The organism is Paenibacillus sp. FSL M8-0334, assembly GCF_038000405.1.
Classification (GTDB): Bacteria; Bacillota; Bacilli; order Paenibacillales; family Paenibacillaceae; genus Paenibacillus_AQ; species Paenibacillus_AQ campinasensis.
The window spans coordinates 1755099-1774905 of record NZ_JBBOCH010000001.1 but is presented as its reverse complement, the minus strand read 5'-3'; the positions used below and the strand labels follow the sequence as shown (position 1 = coordinate 1774905).

15 protein-coding genes are annotated in these 19807 nt (G+C 52.5%); 13 read left to right on the top strand and 2 right to left on the bottom strand.

All coding sequences use genetic code 11. The features are described from left to right. Positions 1-232 precede the first annotated feature (232 nt). The 6 genes from MKX64_RS07725 to MKX64_RS07700 all read left to right on the top strand — a co-directional run bounded on the left by MKX64_RS07725 (position 233) and on the right by MKX64_RS07700 (position 9198). A complete protein-coding gene (locus tag MKX64_RS07725) occupies positions 233-1453 on the top strand; it encodes a multidrug effflux MFS transporter (protein WP_095399226.1) in 1221 nt (406 codons plus the stop codon). Positions 1454-1836: 383 nt separating this feature from the next. Then, positions 1837-2838, top strand: coding sequence for an ABC transporter permease (locus MKX64_RS07720; protein ID WP_095264534.1), 1002 nt, complete (start codon positions 1837-1839; stop codon positions 2836-2838). A gap of 18 nt (positions 2839-2856) precedes the next feature. Then, complete coding sequence (locus MKX64_RS07715; protein WP_095264535.1) at positions 2857-3738, top strand: carbohydrate ABC transporter permease; 882 nt, start codon at positions 2857-2859, stop codon at positions 3736-3738. Between the two features lie 110 nt (positions 3739-3848). Beyond that, entirely contained in the window at positions 3849-5513 is a 1665-nt protein-coding gene (locus MKX64_RS07710) for an extracellular solute-binding protein (protein WP_176475642.1), read from the top strand. A 177-nt stretch (positions 5514-5690) separates the two neighbouring features. After that, a complete protein-coding gene (locus tag MKX64_RS07705) occupies positions 5691-7622 on the top strand; it encodes a sensor histidine kinase (protein WP_095399227.1) in 1932 nt (643 codons plus the stop codon). Beyond that, positions 7597-9198, top strand: a complete 1602-nt coding sequence (locus MKX64_RS07700; protein WP_095399228.1) for a response regulator — start codon at positions 7597-7599, stop codon at positions 9196-9198. The genes MKX64_RS07705 and MKX64_RS07700 overlap by 26 nt, the downstream gene beginning before the upstream one ends. Before the next feature lie 513 nt (positions 9199-9711). Here MKX64_RS07700 and MKX64_RS07695 read toward each other — a convergent pair. Then, entirely contained in the window at positions 9712-9873 is a 162-nt protein-coding gene (locus MKX64_RS07695; protein WP_176475643.1) for a hypothetical protein, read from the bottom strand. Between the two features lie 164 nt (positions 9874-10037). Further along, positions 10038-10907 (bottom strand): helix-turn-helix transcriptional regulator, encoded by an 870-nt coding sequence (locus MKX64_RS07690; RefSeq protein ID WP_095264538.1) that lies wholly within the window; start codon positions 10905-10907, stop codon positions 10038-10040. A gap of 158 nt (positions 10908-11065) precedes the next feature. Here MKX64_RS07690 and MKX64_RS07685 point away from each other — a divergent pair, with 158 nt between their 5' ends. The 7 genes from MKX64_RS07685 to MKX64_RS07655 all read left to right on the top strand — a co-directional run bounded on the left by MKX64_RS07685 (position 11066) and on the right by MKX64_RS07655 (position 19120). Then, positions 11066-12469 carry an MATE family efflux transporter gene (locus tag MKX64_RS07685; protein ID WP_341035617.1) on the top strand — a complete coding sequence of 468 codons (1404 nt, stop codon included), beginning with the start codon at positions 11066-11068 and terminating at the stop codon, positions 12467-12469. 178 nt (positions 12470-12647) lie between these two features. After that, positions 12648-13640 (top strand): LacI family DNA-binding transcriptional regulator, encoded by a 993-nt coding sequence (locus MKX64_RS07680; RefSeq protein ID WP_095264540.1) that lies wholly within the window; start codon positions 12648-12650, stop codon positions 13638-13640. A gap of 173 nt (positions 13641-13813) precedes the next feature. Next, positions 13814-15310 carry a glycoside hydrolase family 32 protein gene (locus tag MKX64_RS07675; protein ID WP_341035616.1) on the top strand — a complete coding sequence of 499 codons (1497 nt, stop codon included), beginning with the start codon at positions 13814-13816 and terminating at the stop codon, positions 15308-15310. Continuing rightward, positions 15307-16728, top strand: a complete 1422-nt coding sequence (locus MKX64_RS07670; protein WP_341035615.1) for a sucrose-specific PTS transporter subunit IIBC — start codon at positions 15307-15309, stop codon at positions 16726-16728. The genes MKX64_RS07675 and MKX64_RS07670 overlap by 4 nt, the downstream gene beginning before the upstream one ends. Positions 16729-17004: 276 nt before the next feature. Next, positions 17005-17544: an RNA polymerase sigma factor gene (locus MKX64_RS07665; protein WP_095399229.1), complete on the top strand. Its 540-nt coding sequence runs from the start codon at positions 17005-17007 to the stop codon at positions 17542-17544. Then, entirely contained in the window at positions 17534-18379 is an 846-nt protein-coding gene (locus tag MKX64_RS07660; RefSeq protein WP_095399230.1) for a hypothetical protein, read from the top strand. The genes MKX64_RS07665 and MKX64_RS07660 overlap by 11 nt, the downstream gene beginning before the upstream one ends. Before the next feature lie 96 nt (positions 18380-18475). Beyond that, positions 18476-19120: a hypothetical protein gene (locus MKX64_RS07655; RefSeq protein WP_095399231.1), complete on the top strand. Its 645-nt coding sequence runs from the start codon at positions 18476-18478 to the stop codon at positions 19118-19120. Positions 19121-19807 lie beyond the last annotated feature (687 nt).

Below are 19807 nucleotides of genomic sequence, written 5' to 3'. Positions count from 1 at the left end.
AATCACGTTAACGAAATCGCGCTGATCCCAGAGTTCCGGATGACCTCGGAGCTCTGGAGGAGCGCGTCATAGCGGGCGGGTTGTCATATTGATGACAGCTCGCTTTTTTTTGATGGGAGCCGGCATGAAAGACCGGAGATGACAGATGCCTATGGAGATGAACGTACAGCAAGAGCTGTGTCCGAAAGGTTAAGCTGTTAAAATACTCATCCGCTGAATGAAAGGGGAAGACATGGAACCAACAATCATCACGAATAAAGAAGCTCTCCCTGCACCCAAGCAGAGGAAGCTGTGGATCGTTTTCTTGCTCGGAAGCCTGTCAGCGTTCGGGCCTTTGTCGCTGGATATGTATTTGCCGGCCCTTCCCAAGCTGGCCGACGATCTGAATACGACCGTTTCACTGGCTCAGATGAGTTTGACCGCCTGCATGCTGGGACTTGCGCTGGGCCAACTGCTCGCAGGCCCCTTGAGCGATGTGAAGGGAAGACGGGGCCCCTTGCTCGTGGGACTGATGGTCTACACCGTAACATCGGTGCTGTGTGTGTTCACGAGCAGCATCTGGGTGTTCCTGCTGCTTCGGTTTATTCAGGGACTGGCGGGCGCTGCGGGAATTGTCCTCTCACGCGCGATGGCAAGGGATATGTATGAAGGGACGGAACTGACCAAATTCTTCTCCATGCTCATGCTTGTCAATGGAGCAGCGCCGATACTAGCTCCGATTCTCGGCGCGCAGGTGCTGCTGTTTGCGGATTGGCCGATCGTATTCATCGTGCTGGGCGTTTATGGGCTTCTGATGCTCGTATGTGTAATTGCCGGACTGAAGGAGACACTGTCTCCCGAACGCCGCTCGACGGGCGGAATCCAGGCGACGCTCAAGACGTTTGGCAATCTGATGAAGGATCGGGTGTTTATGGGCTATGCCTTGACCCAGGGCTTCATTATGGCGGGGATGTTTGCCTATATTTCAGGCTCGCCATTCGTGCTGCAGGATATTTATGGCGTATCACCGCAGATGTTCAGTTTGATTTTTGCCTTGAACGCGTTCGGCATTATTGCTGCTGCCCAAGTGACCGGACGGCTTGCCGGCAGAGTCGATGAAGCGAAGATGTTCCCGGCCGGGGTGACGCTGGCCACCATCGGCGGGGTGCTGCTGCTTGGTGCGCTGGCTGTTGGAGGCGAGCTGTACCTGGTGCTGCCGCCGCTGTTCCTGGCCATAGCAAGCGCCGGCATTGTCAGCACTTCCGGTATGGCACTGGCGCTGCGCAACCACGGACATAATGCCGGCAGCGCATCTGCGCTGCTCGGACTGTTAACGTTCATTATCGGCGGTATGGCTGCTCCCCTCGTCGGCTTGGGCGGGAAATCGACGGCATTGCCGCTTGGCATCGTGATTGCTGCCTGTGAGCTGGGGGCGGTTCTCTGCTACTTGGGCATGGTGCGGCGGAAGCGATAATCCGGTTTAACCCGATATAAGGATAGTGTGCATATAGGAAACCCCGATCGCCTGGCTGCTGATCGGGGTTTGTTCGTCTGTTTGTTTATGACCTGCACACGGCGCTTCGGCGTTCGGATGTTCGGCAGATGAAGAATTTAGGCCTGATGACATGGCTGTTGGTGCAAGGGCCGAGCCGAAGTGAGCTGCAACGGACAGCATACGATGCTTTTTGACAAGCACCAGGAGAGCGGTCATATGGACCAAATTCCTATAACCCGAAAAAGCGATCCCTAATACGAAATCTGAAACCTTACATAAAGGGTGAAGGGAGTATAAAATCAAAGTACACATCAACATTGTAAGGGTTTACATTCGACAGTGCTCACCTGGAGGTTAGAATTATGCAGAACACACCACAAGCTGGGGCTTTACCCGACATCAGCATCGATCCGGCGGCCAAGCCGGGGCCAAGTCCGGAGGACAAGCGGCAGGCCAGAAAGCAGTGGCTCAAGAAGCTGTACAGTCAGCGCCACCTGCAGATTATGGCGCTGCTTGGTGTCGCTTGGATGTTCGTCTTCAACTATATTCCGATGTACGGGATTATCATCGCTTTCAAAGAATTCAATATCATCAAATCCATTAGCGAAGCCCCGTGGGTTGGCCTGGATCACTTCAGGGAGTTTTTCTCCAACGATGATTTTGCGGTGGTCATGAAGAATACACTGGGCATCAGCTTGCTCAAGTTGTTCATTGGATTTCCGCTGCCGATCATCTTTGCGCTCTTCTTGAACGAAGTCCGATCGGTACGCTACAAGCGAACGATTCAAACGATATCGTATCTGCCGCACTTCCTGTCCTGGGTTATTCTCGGGGGGATCCTGATCACCTGGCTGTCCGACGTCGGGGTGATCAATAAATTGCTGCTGACGCTGAACCTGATTAACGAGCCGATCACGTATCTGGCGGAACCGCAATATTTCTGGGGCATTGTCATCGCCTCGGATATATGGAAAGAGCTCGGCTGGTCGGCGATCATCTACCTGGCGGCCATTGCGAGTGTGTCGCCGGAGATGTATGAGGCAGCGACGATTGATGGAGCTGGCCGCTTCCAGAAGATGTGGTACATTACACTTCCGAGCATCAAGGCGACGATCTCGATTCTGTTCATTCTCGCCATTGGCGGTGTGCTTAACTCCAACTTCGATCAGATTCTCGTGCTCCGCAATCCGCTCAATGAAAGCGCGAGCAACGTTATCGACATTTTTGTATATCACACAGGGCTTCAGAACGGGCGATACTCCTACGCGCAGGCGGTCGCATTGTTTAAATCGGTGATTGCCATCATTCTGCTCCTGATCGCGAATCGCGTCACCAAGAAGCTGAACGACACATCGCTATTCTAGGGAAGGGGAGTGCCTTGTATGTTTAAACGAAAAACAAAAGGCGAAGCGGTTTTTGACCTATTTAACAACTTCGGCATGCTGATTGTGTGCTTTATCACCATCTATCCGATCTGGTACGTGCTTGTGAATGCCTTTAACGAAGGGCAGGATGCGATGCGCGGGGGCATCTATTGGTGGCCCCGGGTGTTCAGCCTGGAGAACTTCGAGGCTGTATTCCAGAGCTCCGGCATTATGACGGCGATGGGAGTGACTGTCGCCAAGACGGTAATCGGCGTTGTGGTGCACGTGCTGTTCACCGCGATGGTCGCGTACGCCTTCTCCCGCAGAGGGCTGATCTTTGGCAAGTTTTACATTTTGATGGGGACGGTCACGCTCTTCTTTGGCGGCGGATTGATTCCGACCTACCTGCTGATTCGGGATTTGAATATGCTTGACAGCTTTATGGTATATATCATTCCGGCCATGTTCAGCTTCTTCGATCTCATAATCTTCATGACCTTCTTCCGGGATATTCCCGATGGTCTTGAGGAAGCAGCGAGAATTGACGGGGCCAACGACTGGTCGATCTTCTTCCGGGTTGTGCTGCCGGTATCGATGCCGGTTGTCGCGACGATCGCGCTGTTCCACGGCGTGTATCAATGGAATGATTACTTTACCGGTGTCATTTATATCAACAATGCCGACTTGCAGCCGATACAGACCTATCTGTACAAGGTTGTTGCCCAGTCAAGCTCCAACCAGATGATGGCTCAGGTTCCGGGCGGTGTGGCCAAGACGGTCACCTCGCAGTCGATCAAGCTGGCTACGATGGTTGTAACCACACTGCCGATTGTGTTTGTATATCCATTCCTGCAGCGATATTTTGTCAAAGGCATGATGATTGGCTCAATCAAGGGCTAATGGATCCGGCGATTGCCGGGGCTGTCCGCTTCAGTAAATGCTGCAAGTGGACAGCGCATGTCTTGACATGATATAAATAATAATTTTAATACAAGAAAAGGGGAAAAAACATGAGCAAGATGCTTAAGCCAAAAAGCCTTCTGTTGTTGATGTTTGCGCTTGTGATGGCCTTTACGACGGCATGTTCGTCGGGTGGCGGCACAACCGCTTCCGAGAAAGAGCCAGAAGCGCCGGCAAACGACGTACAGCTGACTGAAGATCAGCCGGGCTGGCAAGTCGACACTTCACCGATTACATTTGACTGGTATATTAACTTCGCCTGGTTCCCTAGCAAATGGGGTGAGGACATCACTTCCCAATACGTGACGGAGAAGACGGGCGTCAACATTAACTTCATCGTACCGGCTGGTAATGAAGCCGAGAAGATGAATACGATGATTGCATCCGGCAGCCTGCCTGACTTTATTACCCTCGGCTGGTATGAGGACGCGGTTAAGAAGATGATTGAAGGGGATCTGGTATTGCCACTGAACGAGCTGGCCGAGCAGTATGACCCTTACTTCTTCAAAGCAACAGATCCGGCGAAGGTATCCTGGTATACGCAGGAGGACGGCAACATTTACGGCTATCCGAATGCTTCCTCCTCGCCGAAGGATTACGAGAAATTTGGCGACAATATTACGTCCAACCAGACGTTCCTTGTCCGCAAGGACATGTACGAGGCGATTGGCAGCCCGGATATGCGCACACCGGAAGGATTTTTGAAAGCGCTTGAGGATGCCAAGAAGATGTTCCCAGAGGTTAACGGTCAGCCGCTGATTCCGCTTGGTCTGCATGACTTCCATGATAAAGGAAACAGCTCGCTCGAAGGTTACCTGCAAAACTTCCTGGCCATCCCTTATGATGAGAACGGCCAGCTGTTCGATCGCATTACTCACCCAGATTATGTGAAATGGCTGAAGACGCTCCGTCAAGCGAATGAAAAAGGACTGCTGTCCAAAGACATTTTCGTAGATAAGCGTCCGCAGATGGAAGAGAAGATCGCTCAAGGCCGCTACTTCGCTATGCTGTTCCAGCGCAGCGACATGGCAGCTCAGCAGAACGTTCTGTATGCTAATGACCCGAATTCCGTATATATTGCTGTAGACGGTCCGGCTAACTCCAACCTGGATCAACCAACGCTGTCGGGTCCTTCGATCTCCGGCTGGACCGTAACGCTGATCTCCAAGGATGTTAAGGATAAGGCACGTGCCATCCGCTTCTTGAGCTACCTGATCTCGGAAGAAGGACAACGTGACACGTACCTGGGTAAAAAAGGCGTAACTTGGGATACCATCGACGGCAAGGATCAGTTCCTGCCTGAGATTGCCGAGCTGCTGAACAGCGACCGCAGCACTTTTGACAAGGAATATGGCGCATCCCACACGTTCTGGATGATGATGGACAACAACATGACTGTAGATTGGGCTCCGCCTGCCGTAGAGCCGTTCAAGCAGATGGAAGACTGGACACGCGGCAAAGCGCAAAGCTTCTCCCAATTCGACCTGATTGATCCAGATGGCAGCAGTGAAGAGGGAATTATCAATGATAAAGTGCTGATCGAGTGGGGCAAGGCGCTGCCGAAACTGCTGCTCGCTTCATCCGAGGCTGAGTTTGATAAGATCTGGGGTGACTTCCTGGCGAAGCGCGATTCCCTGGGCTACGCCAAGGTACAAGAATATAGACAGAAGAAGTATGAAGAGAATGTGCAGAAGCTGGAGGAATTCCTTCAGTAATCCCTCTCCCCGTGGGAATGCAATAGGAAATTAACGGCTGCAAGGTACCTCGTGTCCGAATAAAATCGGATAAGGGGTGCCTTTTGCCGCGTGAAGAGCTATGATAGTGATGTTATCACGTATCGGCGGGTCTTACTTGCCGGTAGAAGTCCAAGAAACAACAGGAAGTGACCCGTCATGAATCGTATAGCGTCAATGGTTGAAGATTTTCGATATTGGTTCGGGCGCAGATCGATGCAAAGCCGCCTGGTGGCCACGTATATTGTCATTCTTTTGATTCCTAGCATCATCGTGTCGAATTACTTCTTTACCCAGATTCAGGACACGTATATCAGCGATGCGCTGAATCAGAATTCGTTTCTGCTGGAAATGGAAAAAATCAATATGCTAAGCCAGATTGAAGCGATGGAAGTGGCGGCGCTGCTAGCGGTTTCAGATTCGGCCATCAAGGAATACCTGAAGACCGATGACGAGCTTGAACCGGCTGGCCTGATTGATCTGGCACGAGGGCCGATCAAGGATATCGAGCGAATCCAGACAAATAATCCGAATATTTTGCATTTGCGACTGCATACGAACAATCCGTTTGTGATGGAGATCTGGCCGGTGATTTTTCAGGAGCGGCGCATTATTCAGGAGCAGTGGTATGCCGATGCCAAGAAGCTGGATGGGCGAGAGATGTGGGTGTTCAATCATCGGGACCCGGATCTGCTGCGCCGGAATGCAACCGACGTGTTCGAGGAGCGGCCGAAAGTATCGCTCATTCGCGAGATGGACATCGGGGCGTACTCCGGTATTCTCCAGGTTGATATGCTTATGATGCATTTTGCTCCGAAAATGTTCGCTGGCATCTACGATGAGGGCTCTCAGATGGCGATTGTGGACCGGGAGGGCCGGTTGTTCATGGACCGCAACCAGTCGTTTATGGCGAATAATGAAGCGCTTCAGCAGGAAGTATTGTCACAATTAGCCATGTTGAAGGAGCAGGCCGAGGAGAACGAGGAGCGCAAGGATATCGTCCATACCCGGTTTGTGGTGGAGGGAGAACCGTATCTGCTGATCACCACGTCTCTTGAACGTCTTCAGGCGGATGTGCTCAACGTGGTGTCTTTGGAGGGGGCGCTTGATCAGGTGTCCGGGGCGCAGAAGCAGATTATTACCGCATTTGTCATTCTGATCGGTGTGCTCTCAGTCATTACGTATTTCATGAATACGTTTATTCTGAAAAATCTGCGTCGATTAACGGAGACGATGAAGCGTGTCAGAAGGGGTGAGGTGGAATCCCGAATCGATATTCGCGGCGGCGGAGAAATCGGGGAGCTGGCCCATCATTTCAACAAGCTGATCCATACCATTCACGAGCTGATCGCCCAGGGCGTTCGCAAGCAGGCTGTGACTAAGGAAGCGGAGCTGCGCACGCTTCATAGCCAAATCGACTCTCATTTTCTGTATAATACACTAGAAAATATTAAGATGCTGGCGGAGATCGAGGGTCAGCGGACGATATCAGATGCATTGACTTCCCTTGGAGGGATGATGCGCTATAACTTTAAATGGTCAGGTGAGTACGTCAAGCTGAAGGATGAGATCCAGCATATACGCAATTATATTGATGTGATGAACATCCGTTTCGACGAGCCGATCCGGCTCGAGCTGTGCATTCCATCAGAGTTCATGGAGCTGGAAATGCTGAAGATGTCGCTGCAACCGATCGTGGAAAACGCAGTGAAGCATGCATGGCCAGGTATTGAGGACGGAGAGCGCAAGATTAAGATCGAGGTCGTGGCCTGGCAGGAGGATGAGATCACCATATATGTGACCGATAACGGGATCGGAATTGAGCCGTATCGGCTTGGCCGCCTGAACGAGAATATCCGGATGTCGGAGTTTCATGAGCTGCCGCAGGCGGGATATGCCCGCAGTGATCAACGGACAGAGGGCATAGGTCTGCGAAATGTTCATCAGCGTATCCAGCTCTTTTATGGCAAAGAATACGGTCTTGACGTAAGCAGCGAGGAAGGGCAGTACACCATGGTCACCATCACGTTTCCAAAGGTGTTAATTTCAAGAGGGGGCATAATAGATGAGAAGTCTGATGATCGTGGATGACGAGCGTAATATCCGGTACGGACTGAAGACGATGATCGAAAGAGAATTTCCGGACATGTATGATATCCGTATGGCCGCTCATGGACGAGAGGCTGTGGGGATTTACCAGGAACATGCGGCAGATATTGTCATAACGGATATTCGTATGCCTGTGATGGACGGAATCGAGCTGATTAAGTCCCTGGCTGATATGGAGAGCGGAAGCGGGCGAGGGATAAGGCCGATTGTGATTATTCTGAGCGGATATGATGATTTTGAGTATGCGAAGGCTGCAATCCAGTATCAAGTCAAGGATTATTTGCTGAAGCCGATCCGGAGGGATGAGCTGTTTGCCGCTCTCCGAAAGTCGGAGGAAGCGCTGAGCCGACAGGCGGATATGACCAAGAAAGTGGCGGAAAGCGAAATGTATCTGCAGCAGCTTCGAATCGAGCGTCTGAAAGAGCTGCTGGAGCTTCCGGAAGGTCAGGAGATGAATGAGGAGAACGGTGAGGGAGCGATTGGATTCGATGCCTTTACGAAGCCGTTCTGGGTCGCCGTGATGAAATACAAGTATATGGATGGCACTGTTATGAATCGGGATGAATTGAAGCAGTTGGTGGAGAACCTGCATGACGGATCGCTAGGCAAGGTAAATGCTTGTTTTCATAACGGAGCCGGAAGAGTTGTCATGGTTGGCAGCTCCATGGAGATGTTCGAGGAGTTGTCCCGGACGTTTGCAGTAAGAGAGCTGGACGGACTGTTCCTGGGGATCAGCAGGGAAGGACGGGAGTATACGGACATTCGGAAATGTTACAGAGAGGCGTTTACAGCGCTGAGCTATACGTTTATCTATCCGAATATCCGGCTGATGAAGCATAAGGACATTGAGGGGCAGCGCCGCAGCTATCCGGTGCCGGAAGAGGGAATACGCAGATTGGGCAACCTGCTGGGCACGGAGCGAGAGCGCGATCTGAAGGTTCTGCTGTCGGAAATTTTTCACATAGAGGATATGCCGAATGTGGACATCGAGTATTTGGAGCGGGTGAGCCGGCGGATCAATGAACAAGTATTTGACGAGGTGTTCCGCAAGTATGGGGAGTCGCTGGTCGAGGTGCTCAAGCTGTACCGCAGAGTCGGCACGATGGACAACTTCCGTCATTTCCATGACTACTATCGCAATCTGGAGTTTCTGCTGCTGGGGGTGAATGATTACATTAAAGGCGTTCGCACCGCCCACAGCGAGCATTCGGAGATTAAAGCGGCGATAACCTTCATGGAGGAAAACTACCATAAGCCGCTCAATATGGCGATGGTGAGCAATCATGTATCTTTGAATTATTCGTATTTCAGCGAGGCGTTCAAGAATCATACAGGGGAGAACTTTGTGGTCTACCTGAAGAAGCTGCGAATCGCTAAGGCCAAGGAGCTGCTGGAGAAAGAATCGATGAAGACGATGGATATCGGCAAGGCGGTCGGCTTCGAGAATTCCAAGCAATTCTCCCGCGTGTTCAAGGAGCTGGAGGGCATTTCCCCGCATGAGTACCGGTTGAAGCTGCAGATCGAAGCGAGCTTGAACAGCGATTCGGACTGCAGCTAGGACATTCCCCTGCAGCTTATCAGGCCTTGGGAACCATGTTGATGTTCTGGGAAGGAAAGCAAAGGAAGGAGCCTTGCGGCACACACACCCACGCCTTAAATAGTATGGAGAAGAAGCAGTCCTCTCTTCATTGGGGGGCTGCTTTTTGCCATCTTGATGCGTGTTTGTTGCCTTTCCGTACCTCCCTAGCATCATTATCCCTTTTGTTCAGGAAGGTAGCTGCCTGATCAAAGGGGATAATGATGCTAAGCCCACGGTAAAGCGAGTCCGTGCTTCGGCCACGACCGCACGATTGCACGGGGCCCGCATGGACCCCATCGACCGCATGACTGCACGGTCTGCATGAACCCCGTCGACCGCACGACTGCATGGCCTGCATGGACTCCAGCGACCGCATGACTGCACCGACTGCACGGCTGGCTAACGCTAAGGCCCAATAGAAAACGCGTGCCTGAGAGGCACGCGCTGCATAGTGGAGTAAACGTATCTTTCGTCAAACGACAAGTCTCTATCTTATTGCCCAGCTGTAGCGGCGGACTCCATGCAGGACAGGTTCATCGTCATTTTGCGGGTGATTTCCTTCTGCCATTTCTCATCGCCAAGCTGAATCGCCAGATTCAACAGGTCCAGGTAATCGTCAATCTGCAGAGAACTACGCTTAAAAGTGGTTTTCATCGGGCATCCGGCTCTCCTTTTATATAAACTCGCAGTCAAGGGGGCACGTTCTCAGTGCTTTCTCACTTGTCCGGTAATGATAATCATTATCATATAACTACCTTCATTATAACGACTTCCCGGTCAAATGCAAGTTTTTTTGTAGGATTATTTAGCCGAACGCATTATTTCATAAAGAAACGCTGTCGATACTGGCGCGGGGAAATCCCTTCGATCTTGGCAAAAGAGGATGTAAAGTAGGCCGCGTGATTGAAGCCGACCTCTTCCGCAACACGGCTGATGCTCATGTCGGTTTGCAGCAGCAGCATTTTCGCCTGTTCGATCCGGTAGCGCTGCAAATATTCGACAGGGGAGCAGCCGAATTCCTTCTGCATGCATCTGGCGATATAGACCGGGTGAAAATTGATGCTGTCCCCGAGCCTCTGAGCTTTGAAGTCCTCCCGGTAATGCTGGCGCAAATAAGCGGCAGCCTTCTCCGCGCAGGCCGATGAAGGAGAGGCGGCGGGCGTGTCAAGCGCCGCGGCCAGCTGCTCGATCAGCTCCTGAAAAACGACCTGCTGCCGCCACAGCGACTTCGGCTGATGGCCATGCTGGGCGAGCGAGGACAGTGCGGCCAGCAGTTCCAGCGCTTTCGCAGGCTGGGGCAGGGTGCCGAACAGCGGGATTTTGATCGTGAAATAGTTAGGCGTCATTGCCTTGAGCTCCGTAATCTCTTCCTTCCTTAGGAGTGTGCCGGACTCGTCCGCGCTCCACTCGCCTGAAGTTTGAAAGTGGAGCCAGTAATAATCGGTATCCACCACACATCCTCGGGTCCCGTAATGGTGGGTATCCGGCCGCAAAATAAGGAACATGCCCGGCTTGATCTCATACGGACGGCCATTCTCGGTGACGTCCAGCTGTCCTCTTCTCACAACAAGAAGATCGAAGATGCCGATATTGATGCGATTCGGATGTCCGGCTCCGATGGGAGCATGGGTCATCCCGCTATGAATGTATTCCGGAAGCGGGGGAACCCGGAAGTTCAGCAGTGTCATAAAAAGAAAGCCCTTTCGTAAATTCGAGGTTTGAATATTTAAAATTTACGTTCGTAAACTGATATTTTATCTCCAGTATACCATCTATAATGTGTTAAGGCTAAACGCGGTTTGGCCCAAGTCAGACAGAATTGCTCTATACTTCACTGGAGGTTGGAATGTTGGATAAAGATACTAAAAAATTCACGTTATGGGTACTCGCATGGCCCATATTTATTGAGCTGTTCCTGCAGTTTCTGCTGGGGGCAGTTGATACATTGATGGTCAGCCGGATATCGGATGATGCGGTGGCCGTGGTCGGATTCTCCAACCAGCTGTTTCAGGCGATGACGACCCTGTTCGTGACGGTGGCCAGCGGTGCGGGCATCCTGATCGCCCAGAAGCTCGGCTCCCGCAAGTCTGGCGATGCACGAATCATCGCGATTATGGCGGTTAGCTCGACAACGATCATCGGGATTGCATGCAGCGTCGTTTTGCATGTCATGCCCGAATCGATTGCTTCGGTCCTGCAAATGCCGGAGCATCTGCTGCCGCTGGCAGGAACGTATATTTCCATCGTCGGCGGGGGCATGGTACTGGTTGCCATGATGTCCACGCTGAGCACGGTCATTCGCAACACGGGCAATACGCGCGGGCCGATGTATGTGGCGATTGGCATGAACATCATTCATGTGATTATGAACTACGGGTTTATTTTTGGTGCGTTCGGGTTCCCGGAGTGGGGACTGGCGGGTGTGGCGATCTCTACGGTGGCCAGCCGTTTGCTGGCGGTGCTGCTGCTGATATACATGTTCCTGCGGTCGTTTGAATACCGGATCAAATGGCGTGAATTCAAAGTCTTTGATCGCCCGCTGTTCGGCGAAATTCTGAGAATTGGCTGGCCGCTTGGCGTCAATCTGTCCTGCTGGGTGTTCTCGCAGCTGATCATTTACGCCTTCATCGCGACTCTTGGAGCGACGGAGCTGGCGGCAAGAACCTATATGAACACGCTGGAGTCGTTCTGCTTCCTGCTTGGCTCCTCGATTGCTATGGCTGCCCAGATTCAGATTGCGCATCTGTACGGGGAAGGCCGCATCCGCGAAGCATACCGGAGTGCTTACCGGGCGCTGGGGTTCGGGCTAATCTATGTCGTCGTGAACGCGTTCATTCTGTATGTGTTCGGCAAACAGCTGCTCGGTCTGTTCTCGAGTGACCCGGCGATTATTGCGCTTGGCGCATCCCTGCTCGGGATGAATCTGATTCTGCAGCCGGGCAAAATGATCAACATGGCGCTTGGCAACTCGCTGAACGCAGTGGGCGACACCCGGTTCACGATGTATATCTCGCTCGGCTCGATGTGGATTGTGGCGACGGTCCTGTCCTATGTGCTGGGCATCCGGCTGGGCTGGGGACTGATCGGCATCTACTCCTGTATGATTGCTGACGAATACTTGCGTGGCGCGCTGTCATATCTTCGTTGGCGCGGTCAGAAGTACTTGCGGAAGGCAGAGAATCCGGACGGAGCTGTTCCGGCAGATGCCGTGAAGAAGCCGGGAGAACCGGTTGCAGCTGCGGGTGTGTAACCTATTAAGCGATGGGACCTGGTCCGGTACGGACGGATCAGGTCCTTGGTTTCCTGCTAACCTGCCTGCATGTTATATTTAGAATGCAAGTGAGGATCGGATGAGTGTGCTGCCTTGCAGATAAGATGTCCCGTCCTTCAGGCAGGACAGGCCTTGGATAAGGTTCACGGAGGATAATATGAAGAATACCATTTCAGATATTGCAAAAATCGCGGGTGTGGCCAAAAGCACGGTGTCGCGCTACTTGAACGGCGGTTCGGTCAGCGAGGCAACCCGGCGGAAAATCGAGCATGTCATCAAGGAAACGGGATATATCCCGAACTCCTTTGCCCAGAGCTTGAAAGCGAAGAAGACCAGCATGATTGGTGCGGTGGTGCCCCGGCTTGATTCCTTCGCTTCATCCCAGACGGTGACCGGCATGGACGAAGCGCTGCGGGAGAGCGGCTACCAGCTGCTTATTATCAACACGAGCCAGGATCTGTCACGGGAGATCGAGGCATTATATGACCTCGCCAGGCAGAAAATATCAGGGATCGTCTTATTTGCTACACAGATCACAACGTCTCACCTGACGGCGATTGAGGAAATCGGAATCCCCGTTATTCTACTCGGTCAACAGCATCAGGATGTCCACAGCATTATTTATGATGATTTCGCGGCGGGATATGATATTGGCCGGTATATTTTAGCCAAAGGGCACCGGGATATCGCATATTTAGGAGTAACCGAGAAGGACGTGGCCGTAGGAGTCCAGCGCAAGCTTGGATTTCAACAGGCGCTCAAGGAGCATGGGGGGGCTTCGGCCGACTTTTATGAGAGCGGGTTTCGAATGTCGGCAGCGGTCGAAGCGGCCTCTGACATTCTGGGCAGCCGTGACCGGCAGCCTTCAGCGATCGTATGCGCAACCGACAACATTGCCCTTGGGGTGATGAAGGCAGCCCATATGCGGGGAATCCGGATTCCGGAGGATATCTCGGTTACAGGCTTCGGGGGTTACGATGTGACCGAAGTCATTCATCCCGGTCTGACCACCATCAAATATGGCTATGCAGCGGCGGGCCGTCTGGCGGCCCGGCATGTCATCAAGCTGGTCCAGGAGGAGCATGTTGATCCGCTTACCGTATTGTCCTATGAATTTATGGAGCGGGAAAGCGTTGACAATCGGAAATAACATCCTTTATACTCTAATCAAACGGAACCGGTTCCAATATGGTGAAACGCCTCTTTGGAACTGTGTTCATTATTTTTACTATTCACTGGAACCGGTTCCAACCAAGGTGTTGTTTTAGCTGTTTCATCGTTGGTGTTTCGTGCCGCCACAACTCATTCAGTAAGGAGAAGGATATGAACAGAGAACAGAAATACCGCCGCCTGGAACAGGCTTCTCCCGAAGAAATATCGGACTTGAGGAAGAAGGTGAGGGATAGCGTCTGGAGGCAGACGTATCACATTCAGCCGATTACCGGCCTATTGAACGACCCGAACGGATTTGCTTATTACGCAGGTGAGTATCACCTGTTCTATCAATGGTTCCCGCTGGGCGCCTACCACGGGCTTAAATATTGGTACCACACGGCATCGAAGGACCTGGTCTTCTGGCGCAATGCCGGCATCGCCATCGAGCCGAAGGAGCCGTATGATCAGTATGGGGCTTATTCAGGAAGCGGCATCGTAAAGGATGACCAGCTGTATCTGATGTACACGGGCAATGCCAGGGACCGGAACTGGAACAGGCGCTCCTATCAGTGCATGGCTGTGATGGATGCGAATGGGACAGTGACCAAGCTGGCCGAGCCGCTCATTGACCATGTGCCGGAGGGGTACACCGAGCACTTTCGCGATCCGAAGGTGTGGAAGGATAAGGATAGGTATCGGTGCGTGATCGGTGCTCAGCGGGTGGACGCTACGGGAACTGCCGTAATGTATGAGTCTCTGGATCTTCTGGAATGGCAGTTCGTCGGGGAGATCCAGACGAAGCTGAAGCATTTTGGCTACATGTGGGAATGTCCGGATTATTTTGAACTGGATGGTCAGGGAGTCCTGCTGTTCTGTCCGCAGGGCATTGCGCCAGAAGGAGAACAGTTCAGAAATATTTATCAATCCGGCTACCTGACAGGTCAGCCGCTGGACCGGGAGACGCTGGCGTTTGAGCATGGCGCCTTTCAGGAGTTGGACAGGGGCTTTGATTTCTATGCGCCGCAGACCATGGTGGATGAACGAGGACGCCGCATTCTCGTCGGCTGGTTGGGGCAGGCGGAGATCGGTTATCCGACGGATGCGCATGGCTGGGCACATTGCCTGACCATTCCGAGAACGCTGGAGCTTCGAGGCGGCAAGCTGGTGCAGCAGCCGGTTGAGGAGCTGGGTAAGCTGAGAAGAGAGCAGCGTGAGGTTCAGGACACTATAACCAATGAGAAAAAGTCTTATGCAGGTGTCAGCGGCACTGCATTTGAGCTTATAGGCGAGTTCGATGAGATCGATGCGGAAGCAGTAGGAATCGAATTCCGGGCGGCGGGGGCGGAGCGGACCGTCATTCATTATGACACGGTCCGGCGAACGTTAACGCTTGACCGTTCGGAGGCCGGGGCGATGATTGACAGCACGCACGGCTCGACCCGCTCATGCAGGCTGGAGGCGAAGCGCCTCAAGCTCCATCTGTTTGTGGACACCTCCTCGGTGGAACTGTTTGTGAATGATGGGGAAGAGGTGTTTACAAGCCGGATCTTTCCACATCCGGACAGTACAGAAATTCGCTTTTTTGCCAATAACGGCAGTGCCCGTCTGAAGGTCGTCCAATGGGACGTGGCGCAGGCCGTAAATGATATGGAAGGGAATGAATGAGCATGGCAGCAAGCAACCAGGAGATTGCTAAACAGGTCATTGAAGCCATCGGCGGCAGGGAGAATATCGCCTCTTTCGCGCATTGTGCAACCCGGCTTCGTATTATGGTTCACGATCAGCAGAAGATCGACCAGAAGAAGGTTGAGAATATCGACAAGGTAAAAGGGGCTTTTTTCAACGCCGGTCAGTATCAGATCATCTTCGGTACCGGTACCGTCAATCAAATCTTTGAAGCTGTGGAGAAACTCGGGCTGGAGAGCACCAGTACCGAAGCGCTGAAATCCGAGGCCAAAAAATCAGGCAACGTGTTTCAGCGCGCGATCCGCACGTTTGGTGACGTGTTCGTCCCGATCATTCCGGTATTGGTGGCGACGGGACTGTTCATGGGACTTCGAGGGCTGCTGACCCAGGAGACGGTGCTCGACTGGTTCGGGATGGCGCCGGACGATATTTCGGCCAACTTTCTCATGTTCACCCAGGTGCTGACGGACACGGCATTTGCGTTTTTGCCTGCCCTGGTGGCCTGGTCAACTTTCAGAGTGTTCGGGGGCAGCCCGGTGCTGGGCATCGTGCTTGGCCTGATGCTTGTCAATCCGGCCTTGCCCAATGCCTACAACGTAGCCAACGGGTCTGAAGAAGCACTGATCATGTTTGGTTTTATCCCGGTGGTTGGCTATCAGGGGTCGGTGTTGCCCGCGTTCTTCATGGGGCTGCTCGGAGCGAAGTTCGAACGCTTCCTAAGAAAGCGCATTCCTGATGCGATCGATTTGATTGTTACTCCGTTTGTCACATTACTGGTCATGATCCTGCTCGGTCTGTTCGCGATCGGTCCGATCTTCCATTCGCTTGAAGATGTCATTCTGAGTGCGATCATCTACCTCCTTGATCTTCCGTTTGGTATCGCGGGACTGTTGATCGGCTTCTTTAATCAGATCATTGTTGTAACGGGAGTTCATCATATCTTTAATTTCCTGGAAATCCAGCTGCTGGAGCAGACAGGGCGCAATCCGTTTAATGCCATTGTCACCAGTGCTATGGCGGCACAGGGCGCAGCTTGTCTGGCTGTCGGCATGAAAACGAGAAACAAGAAGCTGAAAGCATTATCACTGCCATCCTCGTTCTCCGCATTTCTCGGCATATCGGAGCCTGCGATATTCGGGGTGAATCTGCGCTATGTGAAGCCGTTCATTATGGGTCTCATCGGCGGAGGCATCGGGGGCTTCATGGCCTCGATCTTCAACCTGGCGGCGACCGGCATGGCGATTACGGTGATTCCAGGCACACTGCTGTATCTGAACAGCCAGCTGCCGATTTACATCCTATGCAATCTGACCGCGATGGCGGTGGCCTTTGTCCTTACCTGGATGTTCGGCTTTAACGATAAAATGATGGATGAAGTAAAGACAGAGTCGAAATAACAAGCGTGAAATAGCCTATGAGCAAGCATGTGCAAGGCGTCTTCGCCGGGTCTACCACCCGGGAGAAGGCGCCTTTTTGTTGTTGGCAGCCGTTCCGCGCTGCTGCAGGCAGGGGGCACATGACAAGGAGCTCGTGCTGCTAGATCGCGGGGGCTGCTTTTCACCAGCCAATTTTTGCATGGCCCCCACAATATGAGAAAATAAAATAAATTAAAACTTTTCGTTTCCATGCCGGGTATTGTAAGTGATTGGCCAATTGGAAAGGAGGCAGCACGGTTGGAACACGACCTTATCGTACGATTACAACAGGAATACAGTGATGAGTTGTTTGAACAGCTATACCGGCTGTATGCGGATCGTGCGATCCGTACGGCAGCAGCGATTACCGGCAGTGCGGCGAGTGCCGCGGATGTTGTGCAGGAGACGTTTATCCGGGTATACCGCAATTTGGGCTCCTATGATCTGGACAGACCGTTTGAGCCTTGGTTTTATCGGATTCTCTATAATGAGTGCAATCGTTATTTAAAGAAGCAGGCCAGAATGGTGCCCTCGGAAATTTCGGAGGAAAAGGATCTTCCTTCGGAGACGGACACTTACGAGTTTGATCGCCACGGCGAGGTGTATGAAATGGTTCAGCAGCTGGATGACAAGCATCGCATTCCCGTCATCCTGAAATACTTGAATGACCTGGCGGAGAAGGATATCGCCGAGCTGATGGATCTGAATGTGAACACGGTGAAGTCAAGGCTGTTTCAGGCGAGGAAGAAGCTGAAGGAATGGGTATTGAATAGAGGAGGGGAGTTTCATGGCTCGTGAACACATTGACAAGCAGCTGAAAGACGATTTGGAAAAAGGGACAGAGGATGCCCTTCGCTACAAAGAGGAAATTTGGACAGCGATCAAGGGACGCATTGAAGAAGAGCGGATGGATGGTCAGGCGAATAGCAAGGAGTCGGCCGTTCCCGGCTCGAAGGAGCCAACATTCAGAGCACGCGGAACACGGAGGGGCCGCGGACGCTCCCGTGCTGGCAAACGTGCAGGACTCCTTCTGCTGACGACGGCGGTGGCGGCGTCCATATGGGTCGGTCTGAATTTTCAGAGCGCGCCGGTCCAGGCGTGGTTCGATCAGGTGAAGGCGTGGTTCGCTCCTCAGAAGGAGGTGCAGCAGGAAATAGAAGGAATGCCGGAGAGCAGCGAGAATTCGCTGTATGAAGGGGCAAACAGTGACTATGTCGTCTACATTGACGAAAGCTGGTTCCAGATGATTCATGGAGACGGGATAGACCGGATCGAGCCGAAGGAGAAGCCGGAGGATGATCGCTATCCGGAAGTGTACATGGAGATCAGCCAGCGGAATGAAGCCCCTCAAGCTGTGGCTGAGCAGCTTCAGGCTGAGCTCAAGGATTATCCTAAACTGGAGGCTCAATCGATTGAAGAGCCTGTCCAGGGATGGGAAGTGCGCGCCATTGGCGGCAGCGGCGGACAGGAATGGGATGATCCGGTGATCCGTTACTATGTGTTTGATAACGAGCAGGGAGGCAGCTTCATCGTGAAGCAGCATTATTTCCTTGAAGCTTCGGAAGGTTACGGAGCGAGATTTTATCATATGATGAAGGAGTTTTATATTACGGGTTCAGCGCCGCCACAGTAACCAAGGTAAATGTCGGAGAGTATCAGAGTAAATGAGTGAACATTGACAGGGAACGTGTTACGATAAAACAAGGTGAATGGAAGGGAGCATAACCATATGAACAGACGAATTGGAATTGGGATTGTGATCGCCATGATCGGCGCATTGGTATTGGGTGGCTGCAGCGGGGAAGGCAAAGCGCCTGCTGAAGAGGTTGGAGGTCCAGGAGGCGAGCAGGGAATCGATATCACGCTGCCAGAGTCGGAGCGTGGGGAAGTCGATGATCCGGCAGTGGCGGAGCCGGAGGACGGAGCTGACGATAACGGTCCAGCAAAGGAAGGCAACTCGGAAGGAAGCGATAAGGAAACAGCGGGAACGGAGGACGCCGGGACACCTGTGCCGGAGAATTCAAATGATGATGCCGGCATGTACACAGCCGATTCGCTGAAGGAGCAGCCGATTCTGGGCAAGCCAGCAGCTGAAATTCAAGCGATGTTCGGTGAACCGTCGGCTGTTGAGAAGCTTCCGGGCTTCACAGCATGGAGATATGACTTTGCGGAGGAAGGGTACCGGTTTGATTCCGAGGTGAACGCTGTAGATATCGAGGGCCTGACGAGCGGACAGATGCGGGCTCAGCTCATGGTCATGCTCGACGGGGATGTGGCCAAGGAGTTTTATGTGCATCATGTCGTCGAAGACCAGATCATGACCTACTGGAAGACCGAAGAGAATGCAATGGAGTACCCAGCCGGGGCGGATTAACCGCCCCTTTTTTTTATTTCGCTAAGCCTCACCGAAAAGATTCCATACCTCTTTGGACCAGCTCGGTAGACGAAGCGCAGAAGGGGATTTGGGACGTAAAGTTGCTGCTCACAGTTCCTGAACGGCTTAAAATTTAGAATATCTAAGATAATGATTATTGTGGTTATCCTGGTATTTATGTAAATTTAAGGGGCGCTTTCATCGATAACATGAAGTAATGATACTCGGTAGGAAGAGGTGAGCGTGCAATATTATAAGTTCGGGAGGATGATGATGGTATGCTGATGCTAAAGACAGAAGGTAACCCCCCTTGTCCAAGAACAAGGAAAAGGCCGAAAGTGACGATGCTGTCCCTGCTATTGTGTTTGTTGTTGCTAATTCAGACGGGATCCTGGACTGCCTTTGGCTCGACGAATTATGTAAGCGCTGACATTCTCTACGCAGTGCAGGACGATTTCGATTCCGAACCTGTCGGACAGCCGCCAAGCGGCTATATCGTCTCTCCAAGCCCTTCCACCGCCCACAATCAAGTGACGGTAGCAGCTGCTCCCCAGCGCAGCGGTCACGCGCTTTACATCGAGGATCGCTCTTCTTCTGCTCAAACTCAGCTCATTCGCCAACTGGAACAGCCGCTCACAGGCATGGTAACCGTACAATTTGATTGGTACCACGAAGGAAACGCGCGTG